Annotated in this window: 22 protein-coding genes; 7 read left to right on the top strand and 15 right to left on the bottom strand. The window is 71.2% G+C overall.

Annotated features, from left to right (window positions below):
* The 3 genes from AB0A61_RS04145 to AB0A61_RS04135 all read right to left on the bottom strand — a co-directional run.
* A partial coding sequence (locus AB0A61_RS04145; protein WP_361285695.1) for a protein kinase occupies window positions 1-780 on the bottom strand: 780 nt, incomplete at its 3' end.
* 163 nt (window positions 781-943) lie between these two features.
* Window positions 944-3070 carry a serine/threonine-protein kinase gene (locus tag AB0A61_RS04140; protein ID WP_361285692.1) on the bottom strand — a complete coding sequence of 709 codons (2127 nt, stop codon included), beginning with the start codon at window positions 3068-3070 and terminating at the stop codon, window positions 944-946.
* 238 nt (window positions 3071-3308) lie between these two features.
* Window positions 3309-5015 (bottom strand): glycerol-3-phosphate dehydrogenase/oxidase, encoded by a 1707-nt coding sequence (locus AB0A61_RS04135; protein WP_361285689.1) that lies wholly within the window; start codon window positions 5013-5015, stop codon window positions 3309-3311.
* 268 nt (window positions 5016-5283) lie between these two features.
* Between AB0A61_RS04135 and AB0A61_RS04130 the strand changes: the two genes are divergently transcribed.
* Complete coding sequence (locus AB0A61_RS04130) at window positions 5284-6492, top strand: nucleotide sugar dehydrogenase (RefSeq protein WP_361285686.1); 1209 nt, start codon at window positions 5284-5286, stop codon at window positions 6490-6492.
* A 564-nt stretch (window positions 6493-7056) separates the two neighbouring features.
* Here AB0A61_RS04130 and AB0A61_RS04125 read toward each other — a convergent pair.
* The 4 genes from AB0A61_RS04125 to AB0A61_RS04110 all read right to left on the bottom strand — a co-directional run bounded on the left by AB0A61_RS04125 (window position 7057) and on the right by AB0A61_RS04110 (window position 11901).
* Window positions 7057-8181: a GuaB3 family IMP dehydrogenase-related protein gene (locus AB0A61_RS04125; protein ID WP_361285683.1), complete on the bottom strand. Its 1125-nt coding sequence runs from the start codon at window positions 8179-8181 to the stop codon at window positions 7057-7059.
* 148 nt (window positions 8182-8329) lie between these two features.
* On the bottom strand, window positions 8330-9838 hold the full coding sequence (gene guaB / locus AB0A61_RS04120; RefSeq protein WP_361285680.1) for an IMP dehydrogenase: 1509 nt from the start codon (window positions 9836-9838) through the stop codon (window positions 8330-8332).
* A gap of 155 nt (window positions 9839-9993) precedes the next feature.
* Window positions 9994-10581 carry a sigma-70 family RNA polymerase sigma factor gene (locus AB0A61_RS04115; protein ID WP_361285677.1) on the bottom strand — a complete coding sequence of 196 codons (588 nt, stop codon included), beginning with the start codon at window positions 10579-10581 and terminating at the stop codon, window positions 9994-9996.
* Between the two features lie 708 nt (window positions 10582-11289).
* Entirely contained in the window at window positions 11290-11901 is a 612-nt protein-coding gene (locus AB0A61_RS04110) for a response regulator transcription factor (protein ID WP_003948568.1), read from the bottom strand.
* 381 nt (window positions 11902-12282) lie between these two features.
* Here AB0A61_RS04110 and AB0A61_RS04105 point away from each other — a divergent pair, with 381 nt between their 5' ends.
* Window positions 12283-12612, top strand: a complete 330-nt coding sequence (locus AB0A61_RS04105; protein WP_361285674.1) for a WhiB family transcriptional regulator — start codon at window positions 12283-12285, stop codon at window positions 12610-12612.
* 328 nt (window positions 12613-12940) lie between these two features.
* Here AB0A61_RS04105 and AB0A61_RS04100 read toward each other — a convergent pair whose 3' ends face one another.
* Window positions 12941-13837: a LysR family transcriptional regulator gene (locus AB0A61_RS04100; protein ID WP_361285671.1), complete on the bottom strand. Its 897-nt coding sequence runs from the start codon at window positions 13835-13837 to the stop codon at window positions 12941-12943.
* 81 nt (window positions 13838-13918) lie between these two features.
* On the opposite strand from AB0A61_RS04100, the gene AB0A61_RS04095 reads away from it, so the two are divergent.
* The 3 genes from AB0A61_RS04095 (at window position 13919) to AB0A61_RS04085 (ending at window position 16258) form a co-directional block, all read left to right on the top strand.
* Window positions 13919-14587: an MOSC domain-containing protein gene (locus AB0A61_RS04095; protein WP_361285668.1), complete on the top strand. Its 669-nt coding sequence runs from the start codon at window positions 13919-13921 to the stop codon at window positions 14585-14587.
* 92 nt (window positions 14588-14679) lie between these two features.
* Window positions 14680-15453 carry an SDR family oxidoreductase gene (locus tag AB0A61_RS04090; RefSeq protein WP_361285664.1) on the top strand — a complete coding sequence of 258 codons (774 nt, stop codon included), beginning with the start codon at window positions 14680-14682 and terminating at the stop codon, window positions 15451-15453.
* Window positions 15454-15550: 97 nt separating this feature from the next.
* A complete protein-coding gene (locus AB0A61_RS04085) occupies window positions 15551-16258 on the top strand; it encodes an ester cyclase (protein ID WP_361285661.1) in 708 nt (235 codons plus the stop codon).
* Window positions 16259-16326: 68 nt separating this feature from the next.
* Here AB0A61_RS04085 and groL read toward each other — a convergent pair whose 3' ends face one another.
* A complete protein-coding gene (gene groL / locus AB0A61_RS04080) occupies window positions 16327-17952 on the bottom strand; it encodes a chaperonin GroEL (protein WP_361285658.1) in 1626 nt (541 codons plus the stop codon).
* A gap of 116 nt (window positions 17953-18068) precedes the next feature.
* On the bottom strand, window positions 18069-18377 hold the full coding sequence (gene groES, locus AB0A61_RS04075; RefSeq protein WP_100569792.1) for a co-chaperone GroES: 309 nt from the start codon (window positions 18375-18377) through the stop codon (window positions 18069-18071).
* A 331-nt stretch (window positions 18378-18708) separates the two neighbouring features.
* Between groES and AB0A61_RS04070 the strand changes: the two genes are divergently transcribed.
* Complete coding sequence (locus AB0A61_RS04070) at window positions 18709-19218, top strand: hypothetical protein (RefSeq protein WP_361285655.1); 510 nt, start codon at window positions 18709-18711, stop codon at window positions 19216-19218.
* On the opposite strand, the gene AB0A61_RS04065 is transcribed toward AB0A61_RS04070, so the two are convergent.
* Both AB0A61_RS04065 and AB0A61_RS04060 read right to left on the bottom strand, forming a co-directional pair.
* Window positions 19209-20027: a polysaccharide deacetylase family protein gene (locus AB0A61_RS04065; protein ID WP_361286237.1), complete on the bottom strand. Its 819-nt coding sequence runs from the start codon at window positions 20025-20027 to the stop codon at window positions 19209-19211. The genes AB0A61_RS04070 and AB0A61_RS04065 overlap by 10 nt on opposite strands.
* A gap of 2 nt (window positions 20028-20029) precedes the next feature.
* Window positions 20030-20968, bottom strand: coding sequence for a polysaccharide deacetylase family protein (locus tag AB0A61_RS04060; protein WP_361285652.1), 939 nt, complete (start codon window positions 20966-20968; stop codon window positions 20030-20032).
* A 90-nt stretch (window positions 20969-21058) separates the two neighbouring features.
* On the opposite strand from AB0A61_RS04060, the gene AB0A61_RS04055 reads away from it, so the two are divergent.
* On the top strand, window positions 21059-22249 hold the full coding sequence (locus AB0A61_RS04055; protein WP_361285650.1) for a methyltransferase domain-containing protein: 1191 nt from the start codon (window positions 21059-21061) through the stop codon (window positions 22247-22249).
* 7 nt (window positions 22250-22256) lie between these two features.
* On the opposite strand, the gene AB0A61_RS04050 is transcribed toward AB0A61_RS04055, so the two are convergent.
* From AB0A61_RS04050 to AB0A61_RS04040, 3 genes are all read right to left on the bottom strand, one after another.
* Entirely contained in the window at window positions 22257-22859 is a 603-nt protein-coding gene (locus AB0A61_RS04050) for a Uma2 family endonuclease (protein ID WP_361285647.1), read from the bottom strand.
* A gap of 121 nt (window positions 22860-22980) precedes the next feature.
* A complete protein-coding gene (locus AB0A61_RS04045) occupies window positions 22981-24282 on the bottom strand; it encodes an RNA polymerase sigma factor (RefSeq protein WP_361285644.1) in 1302 nt (433 codons plus the stop codon).
* A gap of 44 nt (window positions 24283-24326) precedes the next feature.
* Entirely contained in the window at window positions 24327-24683 is a 357-nt protein-coding gene (locus tag AB0A61_RS04040) for a YciI family protein (RefSeq protein ID WP_361285641.1), read from the bottom strand.
* Between the last annotated feature and the right edge of the window lie 322 nt (window positions 24684-25005).

The raw sequence follows: 25005 nt of genomic DNA, 5'->3' as shown, positions 1-25005 counted from the left end.
CCCAGCACCACCGAACGAACCCACTCCGCCCGACGCCGTACCGCCACCGCCTCCGCCCGACGCCGTACCGTCACCGCCACCGCCCGACGCCGTACCGTCACCGCCACCGCCGGAGGCCGCACCGTCACCGAAGTCGACCGCGTCCCCGCTCGCCTCGCCGTCCTCCGTCGGGACCGGGTCGTACCCGCACAGGGCCTCCTCGGCCGCACCGACCGCGAGGCCGGTCAGCATCACCCGGCCGTCCTCGCAGACGAGGACCGTGCGGGCGGTGATGTTGCGGTGGACCCAGCCGTGGGCGTGCAGCACCCGCAGCGCCATGAGCACGTCGGAGGCCACCTCGGCCGCCCGGTACGGCGTCAGCGGCTTCTCGGCGAGCAGGGCCGCCAGCGGCCGCGCGGCGACCAGTTCACTGACTATCCACAGCGAACCGCCCTCGGCGAACACGTCGAAGACCTGGTCGAGTCGCGGGTGGTCGGGGATACGCGCCGCGGCCTGCGCGGCCTCGACCGCGCGCCGTACCGCCGGGTCGGTGGGCCGTCGCGTCGCGGTGCGTGCCGGGGGCCGCCGGGTGGCGCCGTCGCGCGCCGTGAAACCCGCGGGCAGACCGTCCGCGTCGAGCACCTCCGCCTCGACGACCTCCGGCAACGGCACCTGACGGACGAGCACTTCCTGTCCGCTGTAGGTGTCGAAGGCCCGGGTCTCGGTGAGTTCGTACTCGTCGGACGGAGGCAGCGGCAGGCGGTAGCGGTCGGCGAGTACCCGGCCCGCATAGTCGTCCACTTTGCCTCCCCCGGCCGCACGGTCGGTCAATTCCGTTCGCCACGCGTCCCGTTCCCGATGCTTACGGTCCGCAACCACTCACGATACGTGCCCGAGGCAACCCGCAAAGAGGGGATGACAGATCTCACGCCGCGAAGGCGGGACAGCCCGTCAAGCGCCCACCTCACGGCTTCGGTTCGAAGGTTTTCGTCAGCGTCTGCCACGTGTTCTTACGCAGGTCGCTGCCCCACCTAGCGGCCTTCGCGGTGTACATCAGGGCATATCCGAGATGACCGTTGACGACGAACCCCCGGTCTATCGTGCGGTATTCGGTGCCGCCGTCCACGTAGGTGAACTCCCAGTCGGCCGTGTTCCAGCCCTTGTAGTCCACCTTCTGGATGCGGATCCGCTCGTACTGCGAGCGGATCATGGAGCCCTCCTGGTTCCGCCAGTCGGCGACCGGATCGTCCTTGGGGGCCGACGTCCAGGCGACGAGCAGCTTCTGCCCGTCGGGGCCGGTGAAGCGGGCCCCCGCGTCGTCGGTGGTCGTGAACTTCCAGCCCTTGGGCAGCCCGATGGAGAAGCCCTGGTCGCCCGTGTACTTCGACGCCGCTGCGCCCGCGTCCCCGGAGCCGTCCGAGCCGGGGCCGCCGCCGGACGGGTTCGCACCGGCATTCGTGCCGGACGCGCCGGGCGAGGCGCTGCCCGCGGTGGCGGAGCCGGTCTTCCTGCCGTCGGCGCGGGTACCACCGCCCGTGTCCTCCTTGGGCGAGGCGCTCGCGGACACCCGGGCGGTGGGCGACGTGCCCCGCGCGCTGCTCCTGTCGCCCTTGGAACCGTTGTCGTCCCCGCTGAGGGCGATGGCCAGCACGGTGCCGATCACGGCCAGCACCACGACCACCGCGATGAGCACCAGGGTGCGCCGGGGCACCACGTCGGTGAGCGGCGCCCTGGGCACCGGCCGCGGCGGCAGGTCCGGCGGCGGCATCATGGGCCACCCCGAACTCGGCCGCCCGGCCTGCGTGCCCCCCGCGGAGGACTGCTGCTCGCCGGCGCCGGAGGCGGCCGGGCCTGCGGCCGCGGATCCGGAGGACGCGGTGTCCGCGGTACCCGGCGTGCGGGACCCGGGCGCCTCGACGGCGGACCCGCCGCCGGACGCCGCCGAACCGGTCTCGCCCGCGGCGGGCCGGGGGTCGGCGGTGGACCTGGTGTGGGTCGCGGCGGCCGTGGTGGCCGTCCCCGCAGCGGCCTTGCGCACGGAACGCAGCGCGCCGCGCAGCCGCTCGGCCGCCTCCTCGCCCCGCCGGCTCCCGGCCGAACCAGCACCGTCCGCGGACTCCTTCGGCTCCTTCGGCTGCTTCGGCTCCTTCCGCTGCTTCGGCTGCTTCGGCAGCGGTACGAGCTTCGTCGCGTCCGCCGGCGGCTCCGGCTCGGCCTCCTTCGGCTCGGGGGCGTGAAGGACGGCCTTGAGCATCGCCCGGGCGCCGCTGTCGTCGAGCCGCTGGGCCGGGTCCTTGCTGAGCAGGCCGTAGATGACGTCCCTGAGGGGCCCGGCGTTCTTCGGCTCCTCCAGCGGCTCGGTCATCACCGCGGTCAGGGTGGCGATCGCCGAGCCCTTGTCGTACGGCGGTACGCCCTCGACCGCCGCGTACAGCAGGCCCCCGAGCGACCACAGGTCGGCCGCCGGACCCGGCTTGTGCCCGCGGGCCCGCTCCGGGGAGATGTAGGAGGGCGCGCCGACGAGCATGCCGGTGGACGTGATGGACGGGTCGCCCTCGACCTGGGCGATGCCGAAGTCGGTGAGGACCACCCGGCCGTCCTCGGCGATGAGCACGTTCGACGGCTTCACGTCCCGGTGCAGGATGCCCTGGCGGTGCGCGGAGCGCAGCACGTCCAGGATCGCGAGCCCGACCTCGGCCGCCCGCCGCGGCTCCAACAGGCCGTCCTCACGGATGACTTCGGCAAGGGACTTGCCTTCGACGAGCTCCATCACGATCCACGGCCGGTCGTCCTCGTCGACCACGTCGAAGACCGTCACCGCGCTGGTGTTGCGGATCCGTGCGATCGCCTTGGCCTCGCGCAGCGTGCGCGTGATCAGGCGGCGTTTCTCGTCCTCGTCGATGTTCGACGGGAACCGCAGCTCCTTGACGGCGACCGTCCGGCCCAGGGTCTCGTCCTCGGCCCGCCACACCGTGCCCATGCCGCCGCGGCCGAGCACGTCTCCCAGCCGGTACCGCCCGGCGAGAAGACGCTCGCTGTTGTCCTGACGAGTGTCCTGACGAGATGTCCCCGCCCGCTCCGCCTCCGACATGCGTCCCCTCATGCAACCCGCCCTGACAGAGCCTCCATTGTCTCTCACCCGACAAGTGGTCAACGCCCAGGGTGCCTGTGGGCGGCCCCCGGGACGCCAGTGAATGAAGCGTTCCGCGTGGCGGGATGACGGGCCGTGACAAGGGGATACCGGCGGGTGCCGACGCTTCGGACACTTCCGGCCATAAAGCCTCTGGCAGGAGTACGAGTTCGGCTGGTGGTGACGCTCACCGCCCGGGCTACAGTGGCACGATGTCGGGTGCCCCGAGCCGGGCCGCGTCGGCCGTCAGGTCGTCGGGCTGGCGCTGCGACTCCCGTTCGGCCTCGACCCGCTTCTCGTAGTGCTCGATCTCGCGTTCTATCTGGTCCTTGTCCCAGCCCAGCACCGGGGCCATCAACTCGGCGGCCTCCCGGGCGCTGCGCGTGCCGCGGTCGAACGTCTCGATGGAGATCCGGGTCCGCCGGGTCAGTACGTCGTCCAGGTGCCGTGCGCCCTCGTGCGAGGCCGCGTACACGATTTCCGCACGCAGGTAGTCGTCGGCCGCGGGCAGGGGCGTGCCCAGCGACGGATTCTCGGCGATGAGGGCGAGGACCTCCTGCGCCGCAGAGCCGAAGCGGTTCAGCAGGTGCTCGACGCGCACCACGTGCAGGCCGGCCTGCGCTGCGATCCGGGCGCGCGCGTTCCACAGTGCCGGGTAGCCCTCCGCACCCAGCAGCGGTATCTCCTCGGTGACGCACTCGGCGACCCGCATGTCCAGGCCGTGCACCGCCTCGTCCACGGCGTCCTTGGCCATCACCCGGTACGTCGTGTACTTGCCGCCCGCGACCACCACGAGCCCCGGCACCGGATGGGCCACCACGTGTTCGCGGGAGAGCTTGCTGGTGGCCTCGGACTCGCCGGCCAGCAGGGGCCGCAGGCCCGCGTAGACGCCCTCGACGTCGTCGCGGCCGAGCGGCACCCCGAGCACCGAGTTCACATGCTCCAGCAGGTAGTCGATGTCCGCGCTGGAGGCGGCGGGGTGCGCCTTGTCGAGGTCCCAGTCGGTGTCGGTGGTGCCGAGGATCCAGTGCCGGCCCCAGGGGATGACGAACAGTACGGACTTCTCGGTGCGCAGGATCAGCCCGGTGGTGGAGTTGATGCGGTCCTTGGGCACCACCAAGTGGATGCCCTTGGAGGCCCGGACGTGGAACTGGCCCCGCGCCCCCACCATCGCCTGGGTGTCGTCGGTCCACACCCCGGTGGCGTTGACCACCTGCTTTGCGTGGATCTCATACTCCCCGCCGCCCTCCACGTCCTGCACCCGGGCGCCGACCACGCGTTCGCCCTCACGCAGGAACCCGGTGACGCGGGCCCGGTTGGCGGCCTTCGCGCCGTAGGAGACCGCCGTGCGCACCAGCGTGGCCACATAACGGGCGTCGTCCATCTGGGCGTCGTAGTACTGCAACGCGCCGACCAGCGCGTCCTTGCGCAAGCAGGGGGCCACGCGCAGGGCCTGACGGCGGCTCAGGTGTCGGTGCACGGGCAGGCCGCGGCCGTGTCCGGGGGCCATCGACATGACGTCGTAGAGCGCAACACCGGTACCGGCGTACATGCGCTCCCAGACGCGGTGCTGGAGGGGATAGAGGAACGGCACGGGCTTGACCAGGTGGGGGGCGATGCGCTCCAGCAGCAGGCCGCGCTCCTTCAGCGCCTCCCTGACGAGCGCGAAGTCGAGCATCTCCAGATAGCGCAGCCCGCCGTGAATGAGCTTGCTGGACCTGCTGGACGTGCCGGAGGCCCAGTCACGGGCCTCGACTATGCCGGTGGACAGGCCGCGAGTCACGGCGTCGAGGGCGGTGCCCGCTCCGACCACGCCGCCACCGACGACCAGAATGTCCAGCTCCCGCTCCGCCATGGCCGCCAGTGACCCGGCGCGCTGCGCCGGCCCCAGTGTCGCTGTCCTCACTGCTGCCTCCCGCTGTCGGTCGCGCCGGCCGCACCCCGTCGGCGAAGCCCGTTGACTTCCCCCATGCCCAAATTCTGACCGGGTCGCCCCACTTCAGCCACCAGTCGCCCCCAGCCTGTGGACAACCCTCACGGCTTCCGGAGAAACACGCTGGTCAATCCCACAAAACGGTCATATTTACTCCTAGTCTGACATTGCACTCGCCCGTCCTGTCCGCCGGGCTTGCGCACCTGCCCCACCTCGGTTATCGGGAAGGACGGCCCACGCCATGCCTGCAGATCTCGCCGTCATCGGACTCGGTCCTCTCGGACTGCCCCTGGCCCAGGCCGCCGTCGCCGCCGGCATTCCCACCCTCGGATACCGGACCGGGCCCGAGGCCGGCTCCCTCAGCCCCGCCGAACTGCGCCGGATGCTCTCGGGGGGTTTCCGGCCTGCCACCAACCCGGCCGAGCTGGGCCGGGTGCGCACCGCGGTGATCTGCGCGCCGACCCCGCGGGGTGCCGACGGCGGGCTCGACCTGAGCCAGGTGGAGGCCGCCGCCCGCACCCTGGCCGAGCGGCTGCGCCCGCACACCACGGTGATCCTCGAGTCGCCCGTGTACCCCGGGACCACCGAGGAATTCCTGCGCCCGCTGCTGGAGAAGGTCTCGGGCCTGCGTGCGGGCCGCGACTTCCACCTCGCCTACTCGCCGAGCCGGGCCGACCCCGGCGGCCGCGACTTCACCCCGGCCAACACGCCGAAGGTGATCGGTGGCCTGACCCCGGCCTGCACCGAGTCGGCGGCCACCTTCTACGGGCGGCTCACCGACAAGGTGGTCCGGGCGCGCGGACTGCGGGAAGCCGAGACGGTGCAGTTGCTGGAGACCAACTACCGGCACGTCAACATCGCCCTCGTCAACGAGATGGCCGTGCTCTGCCACGAGCTGGGCATCGACCTGTGGGACGTCATCCGCTGCGCGGAGACCAAGCCGTTCGGCTTCCAGGCCTTCCGTCCCGGCCCGGGCGTCGGCGGCCACGGCGTCCCGCAGGACCTGACCGGGCAGGCGGGTCGGGGCCTGCGCATGGTGGAACTGGCCCAGCAGGTCAACAGCCGCATGCCCCGCTACGTCATCCAGCGCGCCGCCACCCTCCTGAACGAGCACGGCAAGTCGGCCCGGGGCGCCCGGGTCCTGCTGCTGGGCGTCACGTACAAGCCCGACCTCGCCGACCTGCAGGGCACCCCGGCCCAGGAGATCGCGATCCGGCTGATGGAACTGGGCGCCGCCGTCAGCTTCCACGACCCGTACGTGCCCGCCTGGAGCGTTCTGGACCGCCCGGTCCCGCGCGCCGACGCGCTGTACGAGGCAGTGGCGGACGCCGACCTGACGATCCTCCTCCAGCACCACCGCACGTACGACCTGCAGGGCCTGTCGGTCAAGGCGCAGCTGTTGCTGGACACGCGGGGGGCGGCGCCTACAGGGGCGGCGCATCGGTTGTGAAGGGGGGCGCGTGCGGGCGGCCTGACCTCGGATGTGGTGGCACCCGGCACCGTGCACCGGTAGCGTACGGAAAGAGGCGGAGCCCACCGCAGCGGCCACTGCAGCGGGCCCCTAACCACTAGGCGGAGTGTCCACCCCTAGTCCTTGTAGGGGTGGCCGCTCAGCGGCCGTGAATCCGCAGGATCCACCTCCTCCGGAACTTCACCAGCCGAAGCCGGATGCGGTCCCAGCGGGTGGGCCTGCGGTGACGGCCCATGGGCGCGCCCCCTTCCACGACGCCGCCCATTGGCCCGGTAAGGCGGTCCGTTGGAGTTCGGGACGGGCCCCGAGGAGCCGGGGTCCGGAACCGTGTCCTTGGAAGGGGGCGCCCCAGAGAACCGGGTCGCCGGACACGGACGTTACCGCCTCGGCACCGCCCTCCCGCCCCGCATTCGCCCCGAAGGCAACCGTGCGCCCCCATACCACCGCACGCGCCCCCACCAGGCAGGACACGCCTACGCGAAAGGGCCCGGTCCCCGCGTGAGCGGGTGACCGGGCCCCCAGGGGGTGTCGAACGCCGTGGGACTACCGCTTGTGCTGCGAGTCGGCGACGGTCACCTCGACCCGCTGGAACTCCTTGAGCTCGCTGTAGCCGGTCGTGGCCATCGCCCGCCGCAGCGCACCGAAGAAGTTCATGGAGCCGTCGGGGGTGTGGGACGGGCCCGTCAGGACCTCCTCGATGGTGCCGACCGTGCCGAGGTCGACCTTCTTGCCGCGCGGCAGCTCCTCGTTGACCGCCTCCATGCCCCAGTGGTGGCCCTTGCCGGGCGCGTCCGTGGCGCGGGCCAGCGGGGAGCCCATCATCACCGAGTCGGCGCCGCAGGCGATCGCCTTGGGCAGGTCGCCGGACCAGCCGACTCCGCCGTCCGCGATCACGTGCACATACCGGCCGCCGGACTCGTCCATGTAGTCGCGGCGGGCGGCCGCCACGTCGGCCACGGCGGTGGCCATCGGGACCTGGATGCCGAGCACGTTCCGCGTGGTGTGCGCGGCACCGCCGCCGAAGCCGACCAGGACACCGGCCGCGCCGGTGCGCATCAGGTGCAGGGCGGCGGTGTAGGTGGCGCAGCCGCCGACGATCACCGGGACGTCGAGCTCGTAGATGAACTGCTTCAGGTTCAGCGGCTCGTGCGAGGACGAGACGTGCTCCGCCGAGACCGTCGTACCGCGGATGACGAAGATGTCCACGCCCGCGTCCACGACCGCCTTGGAGAACTGCGCCGTGCGCTGCGGGGAGAGCGCCGCCGCGGTGACCACGCCCGCGTCGCGCACCTCCTTGATGCGCGCGCCGATCAGCTCTTCCTTGATCGGGGCGGCGTAGATCTCCTGCAGGCGCCGGGTCGCGAACTCGGCGGGCAGCTCCGCGATCTCGTCGAGCAGCGGCTGCGGGTTCTCGTACCGCGTCCACAGGCCTTCCAGGTTCAGCACGCCGAGCCCGCCGAGCTCGCCGATGCGGATCGCGGTGGCCGGGGAGACGACCGAGTCCATGGGAGCGGCCAGGAAGGGCAGCTCGAAGCGGTAGGCGTCGATCTGCCAGGCGATCGAGACCTCCTTCGGGTCCCGCGTACGGCGGCTCGGAACGACGGCGATGTCGTCGAACGCGTACGCCCGGCGGCCGCGCTTGCCGCGCCCGATCTCGATCTCAGTCACGTCTTGGCCTTTCCCTGATGCGTTTCAGCGTCTTCCAGTATCGCCGACGGGTGCGACAGCGGCCCTCCGCAGGTGCGGCGGAAAGGCCGGAGGCGGCCCCGGAGGATCCGGGGCCGCCCCCTGAGCGGCCTTCACGCGCGCGCGTGCGTCACTTCTTGCTGCTGTAGTTCGGCGCCTCGACCGTCATCTGGATGTCGTGCGGGTGGCTCTCCTTCAGGCCCGCCGAGGTGATCCGCACGAACCGGCCCCTCGCCTGGAGCTCCGGCACCGTCTGACCGCCGACGTAGAACATCGACTGGCGCAGGCCGCCGACCAGCTGGTGGACGACGGAGGACAGCGGGCCGCGGTAGGGCACCTGGCCCTCGATGCCCTCGGGGATCAGCTGCTCGTCGGAGGCGACGCCCTCCTGGAAGTAGCGGTCCTTGGAGAACGACTTGCGGTCGCCGCGGGACTGCATCGCGCCCAGGGAGCCCATGCCGCGGTACGACTTGAACTGCTTGCCGTTGATGAACAGCAGCTCGCCCGGCGACTCCTCGCAGCCCGCGAGCAGCGAGCCGAGCATCACCGTGTCGGCACCCGCGACCAGGGCCTTGGCGATGTCGCCGGAGTACTGCAGGCCGCCGTCGCCGATGACCGGGACGCCGGCCTCCTTCGCGGCGAGCGAGGCCTCGTAGATGGCGGTGACCTGCGGCACGCCGATACCGGCGACCACCCGGGTGGTGCAGATGGAGCCGGGGCCGACGCCGACCTTGATGCCGTCCGCGCCCGCGTCCACGAGGGACTGCGCGCCGTCGCGCGTGGCGACGTTGCCGCCGATGACGTCCACGCCGGAGGAGTTCGACTTGATCTTGGCGATCATGTCGCCGACCAGGCGGGAGTGGCCGTGCGCGGTGTCGACCACGATGAAGTCGACACCCGCCTCGATCAGGGCCTGGGCGCGGTCGAAGGAGTCACCGGCGACACCGACCGCGGCACCGACCAGGAGCCGGCCCCTGGCGTCCTTGGCGGCGTTGGGGTACTGCTCCGCCTTGACGAAGTCCTTGACCGTGATCAGGCCCTTGAGGATGCCCTCGTCGTCGACCAGCGGGAGCTTCTCGATCTTGTGCTTGCGCAGCAGCTCCATCGCGTCGACGCCGGAGATGCCGACCTTGCCGGTGACCAGCGGCATCGGTGTCATGACCTCGCGCACCCGGCGCGAACGGTCGGACTCGAAGGCCATGTCGCGGTTGGTGACGATGCCGAGCAGCTTCTTGTTGCCGTCGGTGACCGGGACACCGCTGATGCGGAACTTGGCGCAGATCGCGTCGGCCTCGGCGAGCGTGGCGTCGGGGTGCACCGTGATGGGGTCGGCGACCATGCCGGACTCGGAGCGCTTGACCAGGTCGACCTGGTTGGCCTGGTCCTCGATGGACAGGTTGCGGTGCAGCACGCCGACGCCGCCCTGGCGGGCCATGGCGATCGCCATCCGCGACTCGGTCACCTTGTCCATGGCGGCGGACAGCAGCGGGATGTTCACCCGCACGTTCTTGGAGACGTACGAGGCGGTGTCGATCTCGTCGGGTGCCATGTCCGACGGGCCCGGCAGCAGCAGCACGTCGTCGTAGGTCAGCCCGAGTGTCGCGAATTTACCGGGCACTCCGTCGACGTTGGCAGTCATGACACCTTCCCCAAATGGCCTTGATCGGTGCGGATGTCCATGCTAACGGGAAGCAAGGCTGTCTCATTCCATGACGGAAGGCGGCCTTCGGCTTCGTATGTTCGTACGGAAACCATCGGTCACCCGTTCATGTGAGGGCCGGGCAGCGGGATTTCCTACTGCTCGGCGAGGGCCCGGAGCCTGCTCAGCGCACGATGCTGGGCCACCCGCACGGCCCCCGGTGACATTCCCAACATCTGACCCGTCTCCTCGGCCGTCAAGCCCACGGCGATGCGCAGCAGGAGCAGCTCGCGCTGGTTCTCGGGAAGGTTGGCCAGCAGCTTCTTGGCCCACTCGGCGTCGCTGCTGAGCAGGGCGCGCTCCTCCGGTCCGAGGGAGTCGTCCGGGCGCTCGGGCATCTCGTCCGAGGGGACGGCCGTCGAGCCCGGGTGCCGCATCGCCGCACGCTGCAGGTCCGCGACCTTGTGGGCGGCGATGGCGAAGACGAAGGCCTCGAAGGGGCGGCCGGTGTCCCGGTAGCGGGGCAGAGCGAGCAGGACGGCGACACAGACCTCCTGGGCGAGGTCCTCGACGAAATGACGCGCGTCTCCCGGCAGCCGCGTCAGACGGCTGCGGCAGTAGCGCAGCGCCAGCGGATGGACGCGGGCCAGCAGATCGTGCGTGGCCTGCTCGTCGCCGTCGACAGCGCGATGGACGAGCGCACCGATCTGCCCATGGGCAAGTGCCGCCTCGTCGTCACGCATCGGTCCATGGTGCCTTGGCGTCGCACGATCCGTGGCACCGCCTTCGTGGTTGTGCACTGAAGCGTTATGAGCAGGTGCGCCGGAACTCATCCCCTGCGCCCTCCCCTTCCGCTCGACCGACTCGTCCCCGAGGAACTCCACACCCTCAAGGATGCGGCATCCGCGGCGAAACGAGCACCGGGCACCCGACGGGCCGTTTTGCCGCGCGAGCCCACCCTGCGGTAGGCGGCGACGGCCCGGGTCCGGGCACGATCACCTCCGGGGCCGCGGCGGCCGCCGCGTCCTCCCCCAAGCACTCGACATCTCCCCCGTGTTTCTCGACGTCACCGGCTCCGGGAGCGCCCGCCGGCCGAGGCGTGCCCACGGCGCGGCCGACGCCCGCGCCGCCGGAGCGGACAAGCACGAGCCGGCAGGGAAGAGCCGACAGGCAAGAGCCGAAAAGTCACAGCCGACAAGCGAAAGCCGAACACAAAGCCGAACACAAAGCCGATCAGAGAGCCGATCAGAGAGCCGGACGCAAAGCCGCCGCGGGTCGCTCCCCCGCCGCATCGGCCCCCGCCTCCGCGACGCGACCGTACGGCCGGACGCTCCCCCACGCTCGATTCCGCGCGTGGGGGTGCCGTCACGTTCCGCTCGGCCGGGCCGACGGGTCCCCGTCACCGGAAGACGGCCCGCTACGCCGGACCCGGGCCCGGTCGGCCCAGGGCCCTAGCGGACCAGGCCCCACCGGAAGCCGAGCGCCACCGCGTGCGCGCGGTCGGAGGCGCCGAGCTTCTTGAACAGCCGGCGGGCGTGCGTCTTGACGGTGTCCTCGGAGAGGAACAGCTCGCGGCCGATCTCCGCGTTGGAGCGGCCGTGGCTCATGCCTTCCAGCACCTGGATCTCACGCGCGGTGAGCGTGGGCGCGGCGCCCATCTCCGCGGAACGCAGGCGCCGCGGGGCGAGCCGCCAGGTGGGGTCCGCCAGGGCCTGGGTCACGGTGGCTCGCAGCTCCGCGCGGGAGGCGTCCTTGTGCAGATAGCCGCGGGCACCGGCGGCGACGGCGAGCGCCACACCGTCGAGGTCCTCCGCGACGGTGAGCATGATGATGCGTGCGCCGGGGTCGGCGGACAGCAGACGCCGGACGGTCTCGACACCGCCCAGGCCGGGCATGCGCACGTCCATGAGGATGAGGTCCGACCGGTCGGCGCCCCAGCGGCGGAGGACTTCCTCGCCGTTGGCCGCCGTCGTCACTCGCTCGACGCCGGGCACGGTCGCGACCGCGCGGCGGAGCGCCTCTCGGGCAAGCGGGGAGTCGTCGCAGACGAGGACGGATGTCATGGCCGTCCTCCGCAGCTGATGCGCGTCACCTTGAGCCTCCAGGCTGGTACGAAATCGTCACCTGTGCGGTCGACCGTCTCGGACGCCTGCCCGAGCGCTTGTGTTTTCAACCGCCTCCGCACTCTCAACGACGGTCACTCGAAAGAGTTACGGGGCTGTGTGCCATCTTCGGCACTCTACGTGAGGGAGCGGACACAGCGCAGACATGGCCGTCAGACCCTCAACTTTTCACCACAACCTATGCCCCATTTAGCCCCTTTTCTTCCCGTTTCTTGGTGTCTGGGGCTAGATTCGCAATGAGTCATATTTTCATCTCCTTAGATCGGAGATGTACGGTCGTTGGCACCGTATCCGCCACGAACGGCTACAAGGGGTCACGTAATGGCAGATTTCTCCCGCCTTCCCGGACCGAACGCGGACCTGTGGGACTGGCAGCTTCTGGCCGCCTGCCGCGGGGTCGACAGCTCACTCTTCTTCCATCCGGAGGGCGAGCGCGGGGCGGCTCGGAGCGCTCGAGAGAACTCGGCCAAGGAGGTCTGCATGAGGTGCCCGGTCCGTGCGGAGTGCGCGGCGCATGCTTTGGCGGTGCGCGAACCGTACGGGGTGTGGGGCGGCCTGACCGAGGACGAGCGCGAAGAGCTCATGGGGCGGGCACGGAACCGGCTGGTGTCGGCGTCGTCGACCACCGGAGACACCGCCTCGAACAACTGAAGGAACGTTTCTTCACTAGGTCCTGTCGTCAAATGCCCGTCGTCGCCCGGAGGGCCGCCTCGCGGCGTCATGGGTCCCCCTGCTCGAGCGAAGCCGAGAGCTCGGGGGGAGCGTGCTCTCGGCGTGCCGGCCGGAAGCCCTCGTACTGGATGTACTCGGGTTCCCGCCCGGTGCGGTGGTGGGGGCCCCGCCCGCTCGAGCGAAGCCGAGAGTGGGGGAGCGTGCATGGCGGCGTGAGGCAGACGGGCATGTGACGACAGGGCCTACACGCCTGCGCGTGCCCCAGTGTTGCGACGCCTGTTTCCCCGTGCCGGTCCGTGGAGCCGGGTCACCGCGACGCGGCCCGGGCCAGCTGGTCCAGCGTGGCCGCCACCGCCGGCACCTGAGCCAGGTCGGGCAGGGTGAGCGCGACGATCTCGCGACGCACCGCCGGTTCCAGGTTCACCGTGCGGGCGCCCCGGGGCCGTACCGACTCGATCGCCAGCTGGGGCAGCACCGCGACCCCGAGACCGGCGCTCACCAGTCCCACCACCGCCGGATAGTCGTCCGTGGCGAAGTCGATGCGGGGCGTGAAGCCGGCGCTCTCGCACGCCTCCACCAGCTGGCCGCGGCAGCGCGGGCAGCCCGCGATCCACGGCTCGCCGGCGAGTTCGCCGATGGCGACGGACTCGGCACAGGCCAATGGGTGCCGTTCGGGCACCAGCCCCACGAGCCGGTCGGTCAGCAGCGGCCGTACGACGAGGTCCTCCCACTCCTCGGCGCCCCCGGCCGCCTCGTAGCGGAAGGCGAGGGCCACGTCGCAGTCGCCCTCGCGCAGCAGCTCGACGGACTTCGGCGGCTCGGCCTCCTCCAGGGACACCCGGGTGCCGGGGTGCGCGGCGCGGAGTGCGGCGAGCGCGGTCGGGACGAGGGTGGAGCTGCCGCTCGGGAAGGAGACGAGCCGGACCCGCCCCGCCCGCAGCCCGGCGATGGCGGCGACCTCCTCCTCGGCTGCGGTGAGTCCGGCGAGGATGCCGTTGGCGTGCCGGACGAGCGCCTCACCCGCCTGCGTCAGGCGCATCTCGCGGCCGGTGCGGACCAGCAGCGGGGTGCCCACGGACGCCTCCAGCGCCTTCATCTGCTGGCTGACCGCGGGCTGGGTGCAGCCCAGTTCGCGCCCCGCCGCGGAGAAGGAGCCGGTGGTGGCCACGGCGCGCAGCACGCGCAGATGACGAGCCTCGATCACAAACAGAATCATAAGCGAGTCTTGGGTGAGCAACGGAATAATGCGTCGACACTTTGATGGTCGCTGACCTACCGTGCGGGCATGAGGCTTCTGTCAGTGAACCTGGGCCGGCCGCGGTCCGTGCCGTACACCGATCAGCCCGAGGGTCTGACCGGCATCGACAAGCGGCCGGCCCGGGGACCGGTGCGGGTGGCGGCGCCCGGGCCCAAGGGCGTCGGCGCGAGCGGGCTGGCCGGGGACGCGGTGTGCGACACCCGGCACCACGGCGGCGACGACCAGGCGGTGTACGCGGTGGCGCGCGAGGACCTCGACGACTGGGAGGGCGCGCTCGGCCGGACACTGGCCAACGGCGCCTTCGGCGAGAACCTCACCACCGCGGGCCTCGACATCTCCGGCGCCCGGATCGGTGAACGCTGGCGCGTCGGCCCCACGGTGGTGCTGGAGGTGACCTGCGGACGGATTCCCTGCCGCACCTTCCAGGGGCATCTGGGCGAGCCGGGATGGGTGAGGCGGTTCACGCGGAAGGGTGCGCCGGGCGCGTATCTGCGGGTGATCGAGCCGGGCGAGATCCGGGCGGGCGATCCGGTCGAGATCGTGCACCGACCGGACCACGACGTGACCGTCGCCCTGCAGTTCCGGGCCCTCACCACCGACCGGTCCCTGCTGCCGCGGCTGCTCCCGGCGGGTACGGCACTGCATCCGGAGTCCCTGGCGGCGGCCCACAAGTACGCCCGGACACACGCGGGCTGACACCTGGCCGGGGACAGAACACACGCGGTCACTGATCGGGAGGGACTGTGCAGAGATCGGAGTCAGGCGGTCCGGGCCACTAATCTTTCGCCATGACAACGGCTCTGATTACGGGATCGACCGCGGGCATCGGCGCCGCGTTCGCGCGACGGCTGGCGGCGGACGGGCACAACCTCGTCCTGGTCGCCCGGGACACCAAGCGCCTCACCGAGCAGGCGACCGAGTTGCACGACCGGCACGGCATCGAGGCGGAGGTGCTGACCGCCGACCTGGCGACGGACGAGGGGATCGAGACGGTCGCCGCACGGCTGGGCGACCGCAGGAATCCCGTCGATCTGCTGATCAACAACGCCGGCTTCGGCAACAAGGGCCGCTACCTCGACGTACCCATGGCCGACGAGCTCAGGATGCTCAAGGTGCACATCGAGGCGGTGCTGCGGCTGACCTCGGCGGCGACTGACGCGATGCGCGAGCGCGGCCGGGGCGGGGTCGTCAACGTGGCCTCGGTGGCCGCCTTCGTCCCCCGTGGCACCTACGGCGCCTCCAAGGCCTGGGTCGTGCAGTTCACCCAGGGCGCGGCACGGGACCTGGCCGGCAGCGGGGTGCGCCTGATGGCCCTGTGCCCCGGTTTCGTCCGCACCGAGTTCCACCAGCGGGCCGGAATGGGCACCGACAACATCCCGGGCTGGATGTGGCTGGACGCGGACAAGCTCGTCGCGACGGCCCTGTCGGACCTCTCCCGCGGCAAGACCCTCTCCGTCCCGGACCCCCGGTACAAGGCGCTGATGGGCCTGGTGAAGGTGACCCCCCGCGGCCTGCTGGGCGGCGTCACGTCCAGGACGGGGCGGAAGTACGGGCCGCAGTGACGGCACGGAGCACAGCCACGGTACGGAGGTGACGGCCGCGCTCCGGTGGGAAAATGGGCGCTGACGGAACCGGACCAGGGGGGCCGGAGGCGGCGTCATGACCTTCGTACAGCTCATCGAGTGCAGGACCAGCCGGATCGACGAGATGAACCGGCTGATGGACACGTGGGTCGAGCAGACCAGCGGAAAGCGGACCGCGACGCACGCGGTGGTGGGCAAGGACCGCTCGGACGCGTCGCACCTCGTGGAGATGGTGGAGTTCCCCTCGTACGAGGAGGCGATGCGGAACTCGAAGCTTCCGGAGACGGGCAAGATCTTCCGGGGCCTGGTCGCACTCTGCGACGAGACGCCCACCTTCACCGACCTGGACGTCGTACGGGACGAGCAGTTGTACGCGACGACCGTGCGGCTCTTCTTCGAGACGCTGGCGGCGGACGGTGAGCTTCCGCCGCTGAACAACCTGCTCGACGAGGACATCCACAGCCACGATCCGATCAACCCGCAGGACACCATCGGGCTGGACTCGGTCCGCAGCGAGTACCGGATGTGGCGCGCCGCCTTCGACTTCGACTTCACCATCGACGATCTGATCGCCCAGGGGGACGGGGCCTGCGCCCGCTGGACCTGGAACGCCACCCACAAGGGCGACTTCCTGGGCATCGCGCCCACCGGGAAGCAGGTCACCATGACGGGGATGACCATGTTCCGGCTGGGCAGGGGCGGGAAGATCGCCGAGACGTGGTGGCAGCACGACCAGCTCGGGCTGATGCAGCAACTGGGCGCGCTCGACGCGCTGGAGAAGTAGCGCAGCGCGAAGGCCCGGCACCCCCTCGGGGCGCCGGGCCTTCGCCTACGGCTTGCCGACGTGCGTCGTCAGTGGGCGTGGCCGTGGCCGTGGCCCGCGGCGGCCGGCTCTTCCTCTTCCTTCTTCTCGACGACCAGGGTCTCGGTCGTCAGCAGGAGGGAGGCGATGGAGGCGGCGTTCTCCAGGGCGGAGCGGGTGACCTTGACCGGGTCGATGACGCCGGCCTTGACCAGGTCGCCGTACTCGCCGGTGGCGGCGTTGTAGCCGCTGCCCTTCTCCAGCTCGGCCACCTTGGAGACGATGACGTAGCCCTCGAGGCCGGCGTTCTCGGCGATCCAGCGCAGCGGCTCGACGGCAGCGCGGCGGACGACCGCCACACCGGTGGCCTCGTCGCCGGTCTTGCCGAGGTTGCCCTCCAGGACCTTGACGGCGTGGACCAGCGCGGAGCCACCACCGGAGACGATGCCCTCCTCGACCGCGGCACGGGTCGCGGAGATGGCGTCCTCCAGACGGTGCTTCTTCTCCTTCAGCTCCACCTCGGTGGCGGCGCCGACCTTGATCACGCACACGCCGCCGGCCAGCTTCGCGAGGCGCTCCTGGAGCTTCTCGCGGTCCCAGTCGGAGTCGGTGTTCTCGATCTCGGCCTTGATCTGGGCGATCCGGGCCTGGACGTCCTCCTTCTTCCCGCCGCCGTCGACGATCGTCGTGTCGTCCTTGGTGACCGTGACGCGGCGGGCGGTGCCCAGCACCTCGAGGCCGACCTGGTCGAGCTTGAGGCCGACCTCCTCGGAGACGACCGTGGCGCCGGTGAGGATCGCCATGTCCTGCAGCATCGCCTTGCGGCGGTCGCCGAAGCCCGGGGCCTTGACGGCGACGGCGTTGAAGGTGCCGCGGATCTTGTTCACCACGAGGGTGGAGAGGGCCTCGCCCTCGACGTCCTCGGCGATGATCAGCAGCGGCTTCGAGGCGTTCGCCTGGATGATCTTCTCCAGGAGCGGGAGCAGGTCCGCGATGGAGGAGATCTTGCCCTGGTTGATCAGGATGTACGGCTCGTCGAGGACGGCCTCCATACGCTCCTGGTCCGTCACGAAGTACGGCGACAGGTAGCCCTTGTCGAAGGCCATGCCCTCGGTGAAGTCCAGCTCCAGACCGAAGGTGTTGGACTCCTCGACGGTGATGACACCGTCCTTGCCGACCTTGTCCATCGCCTCGGCGATCAGCTCGCCGACCTGCTGGTCCTGGGCGGACAGCGCGGCGACGGCGGCGATGTCGGACTTCTCGTCGATCGGGCGGGCCGAGGCGTGCAGGTCGTCGGAGACGGCCTTGACCGCGGCGTCGATGCCCTTCTTCAGGGCGGCCGGAGAGGCGCCGGCGGCGACGTTCTTCAGACCCTCGCGCACCAGCGCCTGGGCGAGCACCGTGGCGGTGGTGGTGCCGTCACCCGCGATGTCGTTGGTCTTGGTCGCCACCTCCTTCACCAGCTGGGCACCGAGGTTCTCGTACGGGTCCTCGATCTCGACCTCGCGGGCGATGGTGACGCCGTCGTTGGTGATGGTGGGCGCGCCGAACTTCTTGTCGATGACGACGTTGCGGCCCTTGGGGCCGATCGTCACCTTGACCGTGTCGGCGAGCTTGTTGACGCCGCGCTCGAGGGCGCGACGGGCGTCCTCGTCGAACTTCAGGATCTTCGCCATGGCAGCGGGAGCCCTCTCGGAAATCTGGGTTGACGGCACTGCGCCCCGGGCGCCCGGCTTCTTATCGGTTGCGGGGACCAGGGGCGCAGCTCAAAGCAGGAGTGCTTCGGGGTGAACTACTTCTCGATGATCGCGAGCACGTCGCGAGCCGAGAGGACGAGGTACTCCTCGTTGTTGTACTTCACCTCGGTGCCGCCGTACTTGCTGTAGAGCACGACGTCGCCGACCTTGACGTCGAGCGGAAGACGGTTGCCGTCCTCGAAGCGGCCCGGGCCCACGGCCAGGACGACGCCCTCCTGGGGCTTCTCCTTCGCGGTGTCCGGGATGACCAGGCCAGAGGCCGTGGTCTGCTCGGCGTCCAGCGGCTGGACCACGATGCGGTCCTCGAGCGGCTTGATGGCAACCTTGGTGCTGGCGGTCGTCACGATCCGACCTCCCCCTTCGGAGATCTCACGGGGTTAACTGTCTGAGGTGGCGACCAGGTCGATCCGTCGTCGCGGGTGCCGGACCTGCCCGTCGCGTTTGTTGGCACTCTCCAGGGGGGAGTGCCAGAGCCGAGACTATGACCGTCGTTAGCACTCGGTCAAGCGGAGTGCCAATTGCCCGCGGCGCGTCGGCCGACGGTTCGTCGTGACGGGCGTCTTTCGGGACCCGGCGGCCGCGACGATCGCCCGGGTCTCCGTTCGCGTAACACCTCGGTCTCGGGTCGGCGCACGGTGATTCCGCTTCGGCGCGTTTCGTACGACCGTACGAGGCATGCCCCTGCGTTTCGGTTCCGCTGGTCCCCGGTCCGCCTCGCCCGAAATCGCCGAGGAGCGTTCCTCGGTCCGGCCGGACGCGACGGCCGGTGGCTGCCTGTTGCTGCTCGTGCTGCTGGCCGACGCCACAGCCGGGCTGCTGATCGTCCTCGTGCTCGCCGTGCGGGGCCTGAGCCGGGCGGACGCCGGCGTCGGAGAGCCCGCCGGTCCGCTGCCGATGGACTGGACGCCGGCCCTGTTGTTCGGCGGGCTCGCGCTGGCGTTGGGGGTGACCGGTGTCCTGCTCGTGCGCAGCGGGAACCGGCTCACGGGGGCCGTGCAGCTGACGCTCGCCGTCGCCGTGGCGGGTGCCGCGGTCTGGATCTGGCACGACGCCCGGGCCGGCGCCCACTCCACTCCCCCGCCCGGCCGCCTGGTGTACGCCGCTGCGCCCCGGGCGCCCGCGGCCCCGGACCACACCGGTCACCCGGCCCCCAGCGGTGGGAGGAAGCCCTCCGGTCAGAGGTAGTCCTCCAGCCGCCCCACCGTCAGCCCCCGCTCCTGGATCCGCCGCAGCAGCCGTGCGGTGCGCTCGCGGAGGGTGGGCCCGTCCAGGTCGTCGTCGTCCGAGGCGACGAGGAGGATGTCACCGGGGCGCAGGACGTGGTCGTGGCCCCGGGTGAAGTGGAGTTCGGTGTCCGTCATGGACGCCCGCCACAGGACGACCGCCGAGACGCCGCAGTCGGCGGCGGCGCGCAGGGTCGTCCGGTCGTAGGAGCCGTAGGGCGGCCGGAAGAGGCGGGGGCGGACGCCGAAGCGGGACCGGAGCCTGTCCCGCTGGCCGCAGATCTCGGCGCGCTGGCCGGCGTAGGGCAGGCCGCGCAGCGAGGGGTGGTCCAGGGTGTGGTTCTGCAGGTCCGCGCCGACCGATCTGAGCCGCGCGAAGTGCCCGTAGCCCGGTCCGACGACGCTGTCCGTGAGGAACATGCTGACCGGCAGCCGCAGTTCACGGACCATGTCGACGAACCGCGGATCGCGCTCCGCCCCGTCGTCGTAGGTGAGGAAGACGACCCGGTCGGGGGTGTCGACGTGGTCCACGACCGGGGGCGGTCCGGGGCGCGGCGCGCCGGCCGTGAGCGGGGGGCGGGCCGGCGGGCCGGGTGCCGCCGGCAGTGGGGCGACAAGGCCCCAGCGGCGGTAGGGCTGCGGCGCGGCGGCCGCGCTCGGCGACCGGACCCGCTGGGCCGCCTTCCTGCCCAGCCGCTCGATGGGGTCGACCGACGGCGCGCAGCCGGTCAGGAGGGTGGCCGCGACCAGGGCCGCGGCCGGGCGCCGCAGCCTCACAGGTAGTCCTCCAGCCGCGCCACCGCGTACCCGTCGGCCGTGACCTTGTTCAGGAACCGGCGCATGTCGTCGACCATCGTGCCGTTCCAGTCGCTGCGGCCACGGAAGTGGGTGAGGACGATGTCGCCGGGGCGCATGCGCTGGTCGTCCTCGCGGTACTCCCAGTGGTCGACGAAGACCTCCTCGTTCCAGATGGGCGCGTATCTGATGCCGCAGAACTTGGCGGCGCGCAGGGTGTTCTCGTTGTAGTTGCCGTAGGGCGGGCGGAAGACCTTCGGGCGCTTGCCGAACTGCCTCTGCATGATGTCCTGCATGTCGCAGATCTCGCGCTCCTGCTCCTCGTAGGACAGGCCGGGCAGGTAGGGGTGGTGCAGGGTGTGGTTGTTGAGGGTGTTCCCGTAGGCCTGCATCTTCCGGAAGTAGCCGTAGTCGTCCTTCACCAGGTAGTTGCTGAGGAAGGCGGTGTACGGGATCTTCAGGTCCCGCATCATCTGCAGGAACGCGGGGTCCTTCTCCGAGCCGTCGTCGATGGTGAGGAAGACGACGCGGTTCCTGGTGGGGACGGTGGTGAAGACCGGGGGCAGGTGCCAGTCCTCCTGGTGGTCCACCTCGAAGCCCGCGCGGGCGGTGATCCTCGGCTTCGTCTCGGGCGGCGGCGGAGGCGTCAGCGGGACCTCCTCCAGACCCCAGCGCCGGGCGGCGGCCGCCCGGGCCTGGTAGGAGGCCTGAAGCCGGGCCGCGTAGGAGTCGAGGGCGCGGGCCTCGGGTGCCTGGAGGCGCTCCTGGCCGTGGGCGGGGCGGACCTGGGCGTCCGGCTGCGCACAGCCGGCGGCGACGGCGGCGACCGCCAGGGCCGCGAGCGCGCCGCGGAGCCCCGTTTTCCGGTGCACGCCCCCCTTGGTGGTCTTTTTATCGTTTTGTACTACTAGTCCCATGGCGCCGGATCCTCCCAGGCCGTCACCCGGAACCACGGCAGACACCGCTGCCGGAGGCGCACCATCCACCGACTGGCCCACAATGAGCCGGTGAACGACCACCTCCCCGCCCTCCAGGCCTTCGCCTCGCTGCTCACCCCGGAGGGCCGCGCCCTCCTCGACGCGGTGCGCGGCACCGACCCGGCCGACGAACTGGCCGTCGCCACCCGGCTGCGCCGCGAGCACCCCGCCGACCTGGTGTCGGCGGCACTCGGGCAGGCACGGCTGCGGCAGCGGGCGGCGGCGAAGTTCGGGGCCGCGGACGCGGAGCGGATGTTCTTCACGGCGAACGGGGTGGAGCAGTCGACGCGGACGAGCGTGGCGGCGCACCGGGCGCAGCGGTTCGCGGAACTGGGCGTGGCTTCCGTCGCCGACCTGTGCTGCGGCATCGGCGGTGACGCGATCGCCCTCGCCCGCGCCGGGATCCGCGTGCTCGCCGTGGACCGGGACCCGCTCACGGTGGCCGCGGCGCGGGCGAACGCGGAGGTGCTCGGACTCCGCGACCTGATCGAGGTGCGGGAGGCGGACGTGACCGAGGTGGACACGTCCGGGTACGACGCCGTCTTCGTGGACCCGGCACGGCGCGGCGGCCGGGGCAGGATCTTCGACCCCGAGGCCTACTCGCCCCCGCTGTCCTGGGCGGTGGACACCGCCCGCGCGGCACCCCGCGCGGCGCTGAAGATCGCCCCGGGGATTCCGCACGAGGCCGTCCCCGCCGAGGCGGAGGCCGAGTGGATCTCGGACGGCGGGGACGTGAAGGAGGCGGTGCTGTGGTTCGGCACCGAGCCGGGGCTGGTGCGGGCCACCCTGCTGCCGGGACCGCACACCCTGCGCGGCCGGGGGCTGCCCGACCCCCAAGTCCGCCCCGTGGGCCGCTACTTGTACGAACCCGACGGCGCCGTCATCCGCGCCCACCTGGTCGCGGAGGTCGCCGAACAACTCGACGGCGGCCTCCTCGACGCGACCATCGCATACGTCACGGCAGACCAACTGCGCCCGACGCCCCATGCCTCGGCCTACGAGATCACCGACCGGCTCCCGTTCAACGTCAAGAAGTTGAAGGCCCTGCTGCGCGAGCGCGAGGTCGGCACTCTGACGGTGAAGAAGCGCGGCTCCGCGGTGGAGCCGGAGGAGCTGCGCCGCAAGGTGCTTCCGAAACCGCAGGGACGGAACACGGCGACGGTGTTCCTCACCCGGGTCGCGGGGTCGCCGACGATGCTGATCGGCCACCCTGCGGGCTGAAGGCCCTTCAGGCCGCGACGATCGCCTTGCCGATGGCGAAACCCTTGGCCGGTCCCTCCGGGATCACCGCGTCGGTGCCGTACGGAACGCGGTGCTCGTCGGTGTACTTGGCCTTCCTGGGGTCGGGGGAGGTCAGGACGACCACGGCTCCGTCGTCGTCGAAGTCGTCGACGATCACGTACACGGGGATCCCCGCCCGGGCGTACTCACGGCGCTTGCGGGCGCGGTCACGCTGGAGGTTCCGATGTCCCGGCGAGGTGACCTCCACGACCATCTTCACCCCGGCGGCGTGGACGCCGAGGCCTTCCTCGTCGGGGATCTCGTCGAGGTCGAGGGGGGAGACGAAGAGGTCAGGGGTCCAGGACTTCTGGCGATGGATGACGTTGCCGCCTTGGTGGGTTGCGTAGCCGCTTGACGCCAAGTGCGCGTCCAACGCCCGGCGAAGACGGTTCACGAGCACTCCGTGGCGACGGCGACCGGTGGGTGACACCTCGATGGTCCCCTCGATGATCTCGGCGCGGTAGCCCTCGGGAAGGTCCATGGCCTTCCACGCCTGCCACAGAACCTCGTCCAGATCGGAAACCGGATCGGAAGCCGGCTTGTCTGCCACAGCGGCAGCTCCTCCTTCAAGCAAGGGCAAGGGCGCCACTACGGCACAAGCGACACCGCGACGCTACGGAAGCCGCGGTTACTGACATGCAATAACCACTTGTGATCATCCGAACGAGTGATCATGCGCCGTCGGCTCGACCGCATTCCCCGGCGCGCCTCAGCAGCAGTTCCCGCTCCCGCTCGTTGCGGGCGAGGGAGGCCGCGCGTTCGAACTCCGTGCGGGCCTCGGCCGTGCGGCCGAGGCGGGACAGCAGGTCGCCGCGCACGCTGGGGAGCAAGTGGTAGTCGCGCAGGGCCGGTTCGGCGGCGAGGGAGTCGACGATCGTCAGGGCCGGGGACGGGCCCTGGACCATCGACACGGCGACCGCGCGGTTCAACTCGACGACCGGCGACGGAGCGCGCGCCGCGAGCAGGCCGTACAGGGTCGCGATGGTCGCCCAGTCGGTCTCCTCGTAGGTGTACGCGTGCGCGTGGCACGCGGCGATCGCGGCCTGGAGCGCGTACGGACCGGGGGCGCCGGGCGAGGAGGCCGCGTCGGCCCGGCCGAGGGCGCTGACGCCGCGGGCGATGAGCATGCGGTTCCAGCGGCGGCGGTTCTGGTCCCCCAGCAGGACCGGTTCGCCGTTCGGGCCGGTGCGGGCGGCGGCGCGCGACGCCTGGAACTCCAGCAGGGCGGTCAGGCCGTGCACCTCGGGCTCCTTGGGCATCAGACCGGACAGCAGGCGGGCCAGGCGCAGCGCGTCCTCGCACAGGCCCGGCCGCAGCCAGTCGTCGCCGGCCGTGGCGGCGTAGCCCTCGTTGAAGATCAGGTAGATGACGTCCAGCACGGAGCCGAGCCGGGCCTCACGGTCGGGTCCGTACGGCACCTCGAAGGCGACGTTCCTGGTCGCCAGCGTCCGCTTGGCGCGCACGATGCGCTGGGCGACCGTCGGCTCGGGCGTCAGGAAGGCGCGGGCGATCTCGGCGGTGGTCAGGCCGCCCAGCAGGCGCAGCGTGAGGGCGGTGCGGGCCTCGGCGGACAGTACGGGGTGGCAGGTGGTGAAGACCAGGCGCAGCAGGTCGTCGTCGATGTCGTCCGGGTCGCAGGGCTCTTCGGGCGGGGCCGCCGTCTCCAGACTGCGGCCGATCTCCCGGAGTTTGCGGGCGTAGGTCTCCCGGCGGCGCACCAGGTCGACGGCACGGTGCCGGGCGGTGGCCATGAGCCAGGCCCCGGGATTGTCCGGCAGGCCGTCCCGGGGCCACTGCTCCAGCGCCGCGACCAGCGCGTCCTGCGTCAGCTCCTCGGCGATGCCGACGTCCCGCACGATACGGGCGACGGCGGCCACGACACGCGGGGACTCCAGGCGGAAGACGGTCTCGAGGGCGCCTTTCGTCTCGGCGGGGGCGGCGGGGGCGGCGGGGGCGGCGGGCTGTGGTTCCACAACCCACCATGCAACACCTCCGCCGGCCCCCGGCCAAGGAGAACTCAGCCCTCGGCGATCTCGCGCACCTCGCAGGTCACCGTCCAGTGCTCCTCGTGGGTCTTCAGGAACCGCTGCGTCCACTCGATCGCCTCTGCCATGTCCTTGCACTGCATGAGCGCGTAACCGCCGACGACCTCCTTGGACTCGGTGAAGGGCCCGTCGGTGACGGAGATCTTTCCGCCTTCCCAGTGCACCCGGGCGCCCTGCGCGGACGGCGTCAGACCGGCGGTGTCGAGCATGACGCCCGCCTTGGTGATCTCCTCGATCAGCTCCCCCATCCGCTGCATCAGCTCCGGGCTGGGGCCCTCGGCGGGCACGGTGGACTCGTCGATCTTCACGAGCGACAGGTAACGCGGCATGGTGACTCCTCGGTCGAAGGGCGAAGTGCGGGGCTCTTCCCGCCTCTCACCCCGTGCGTCGAACGGCAGACACCGCAATCGACACACTCCCCGGATTTCTTCGGAGATTTTTTCCGGGACCGTTCGCCGGGCACGGGCAGACGCGAAACACCCCGCCCCCGGGTGACCGGGGGCGGGGTGTCGTCGAGCGCCGGGCAGGCCTTGCACCTGCATCTCCCCGCAGGAAGCGGGACGTCTTTCCTTGGACCACCAACGCACTGCTCACGAACCGGTGTTCCGGCCGTTCGCGTGTGATGATCATAGCGCACCCGGAGGGTCGCCC

It is taken from the genome of Streptomyces sp. NPDC046197, assembly GCF_040646295.1.
Taxonomy (GTDB): Bacteria; Actinomycetota; Actinomycetes; order Streptomycetales; family Streptomycetaceae; genus Streptomyces.
Note: the sequence above shows the minus strand (reverse complement) of the source record. Positions and strands in the feature narration are given on the sequence as shown.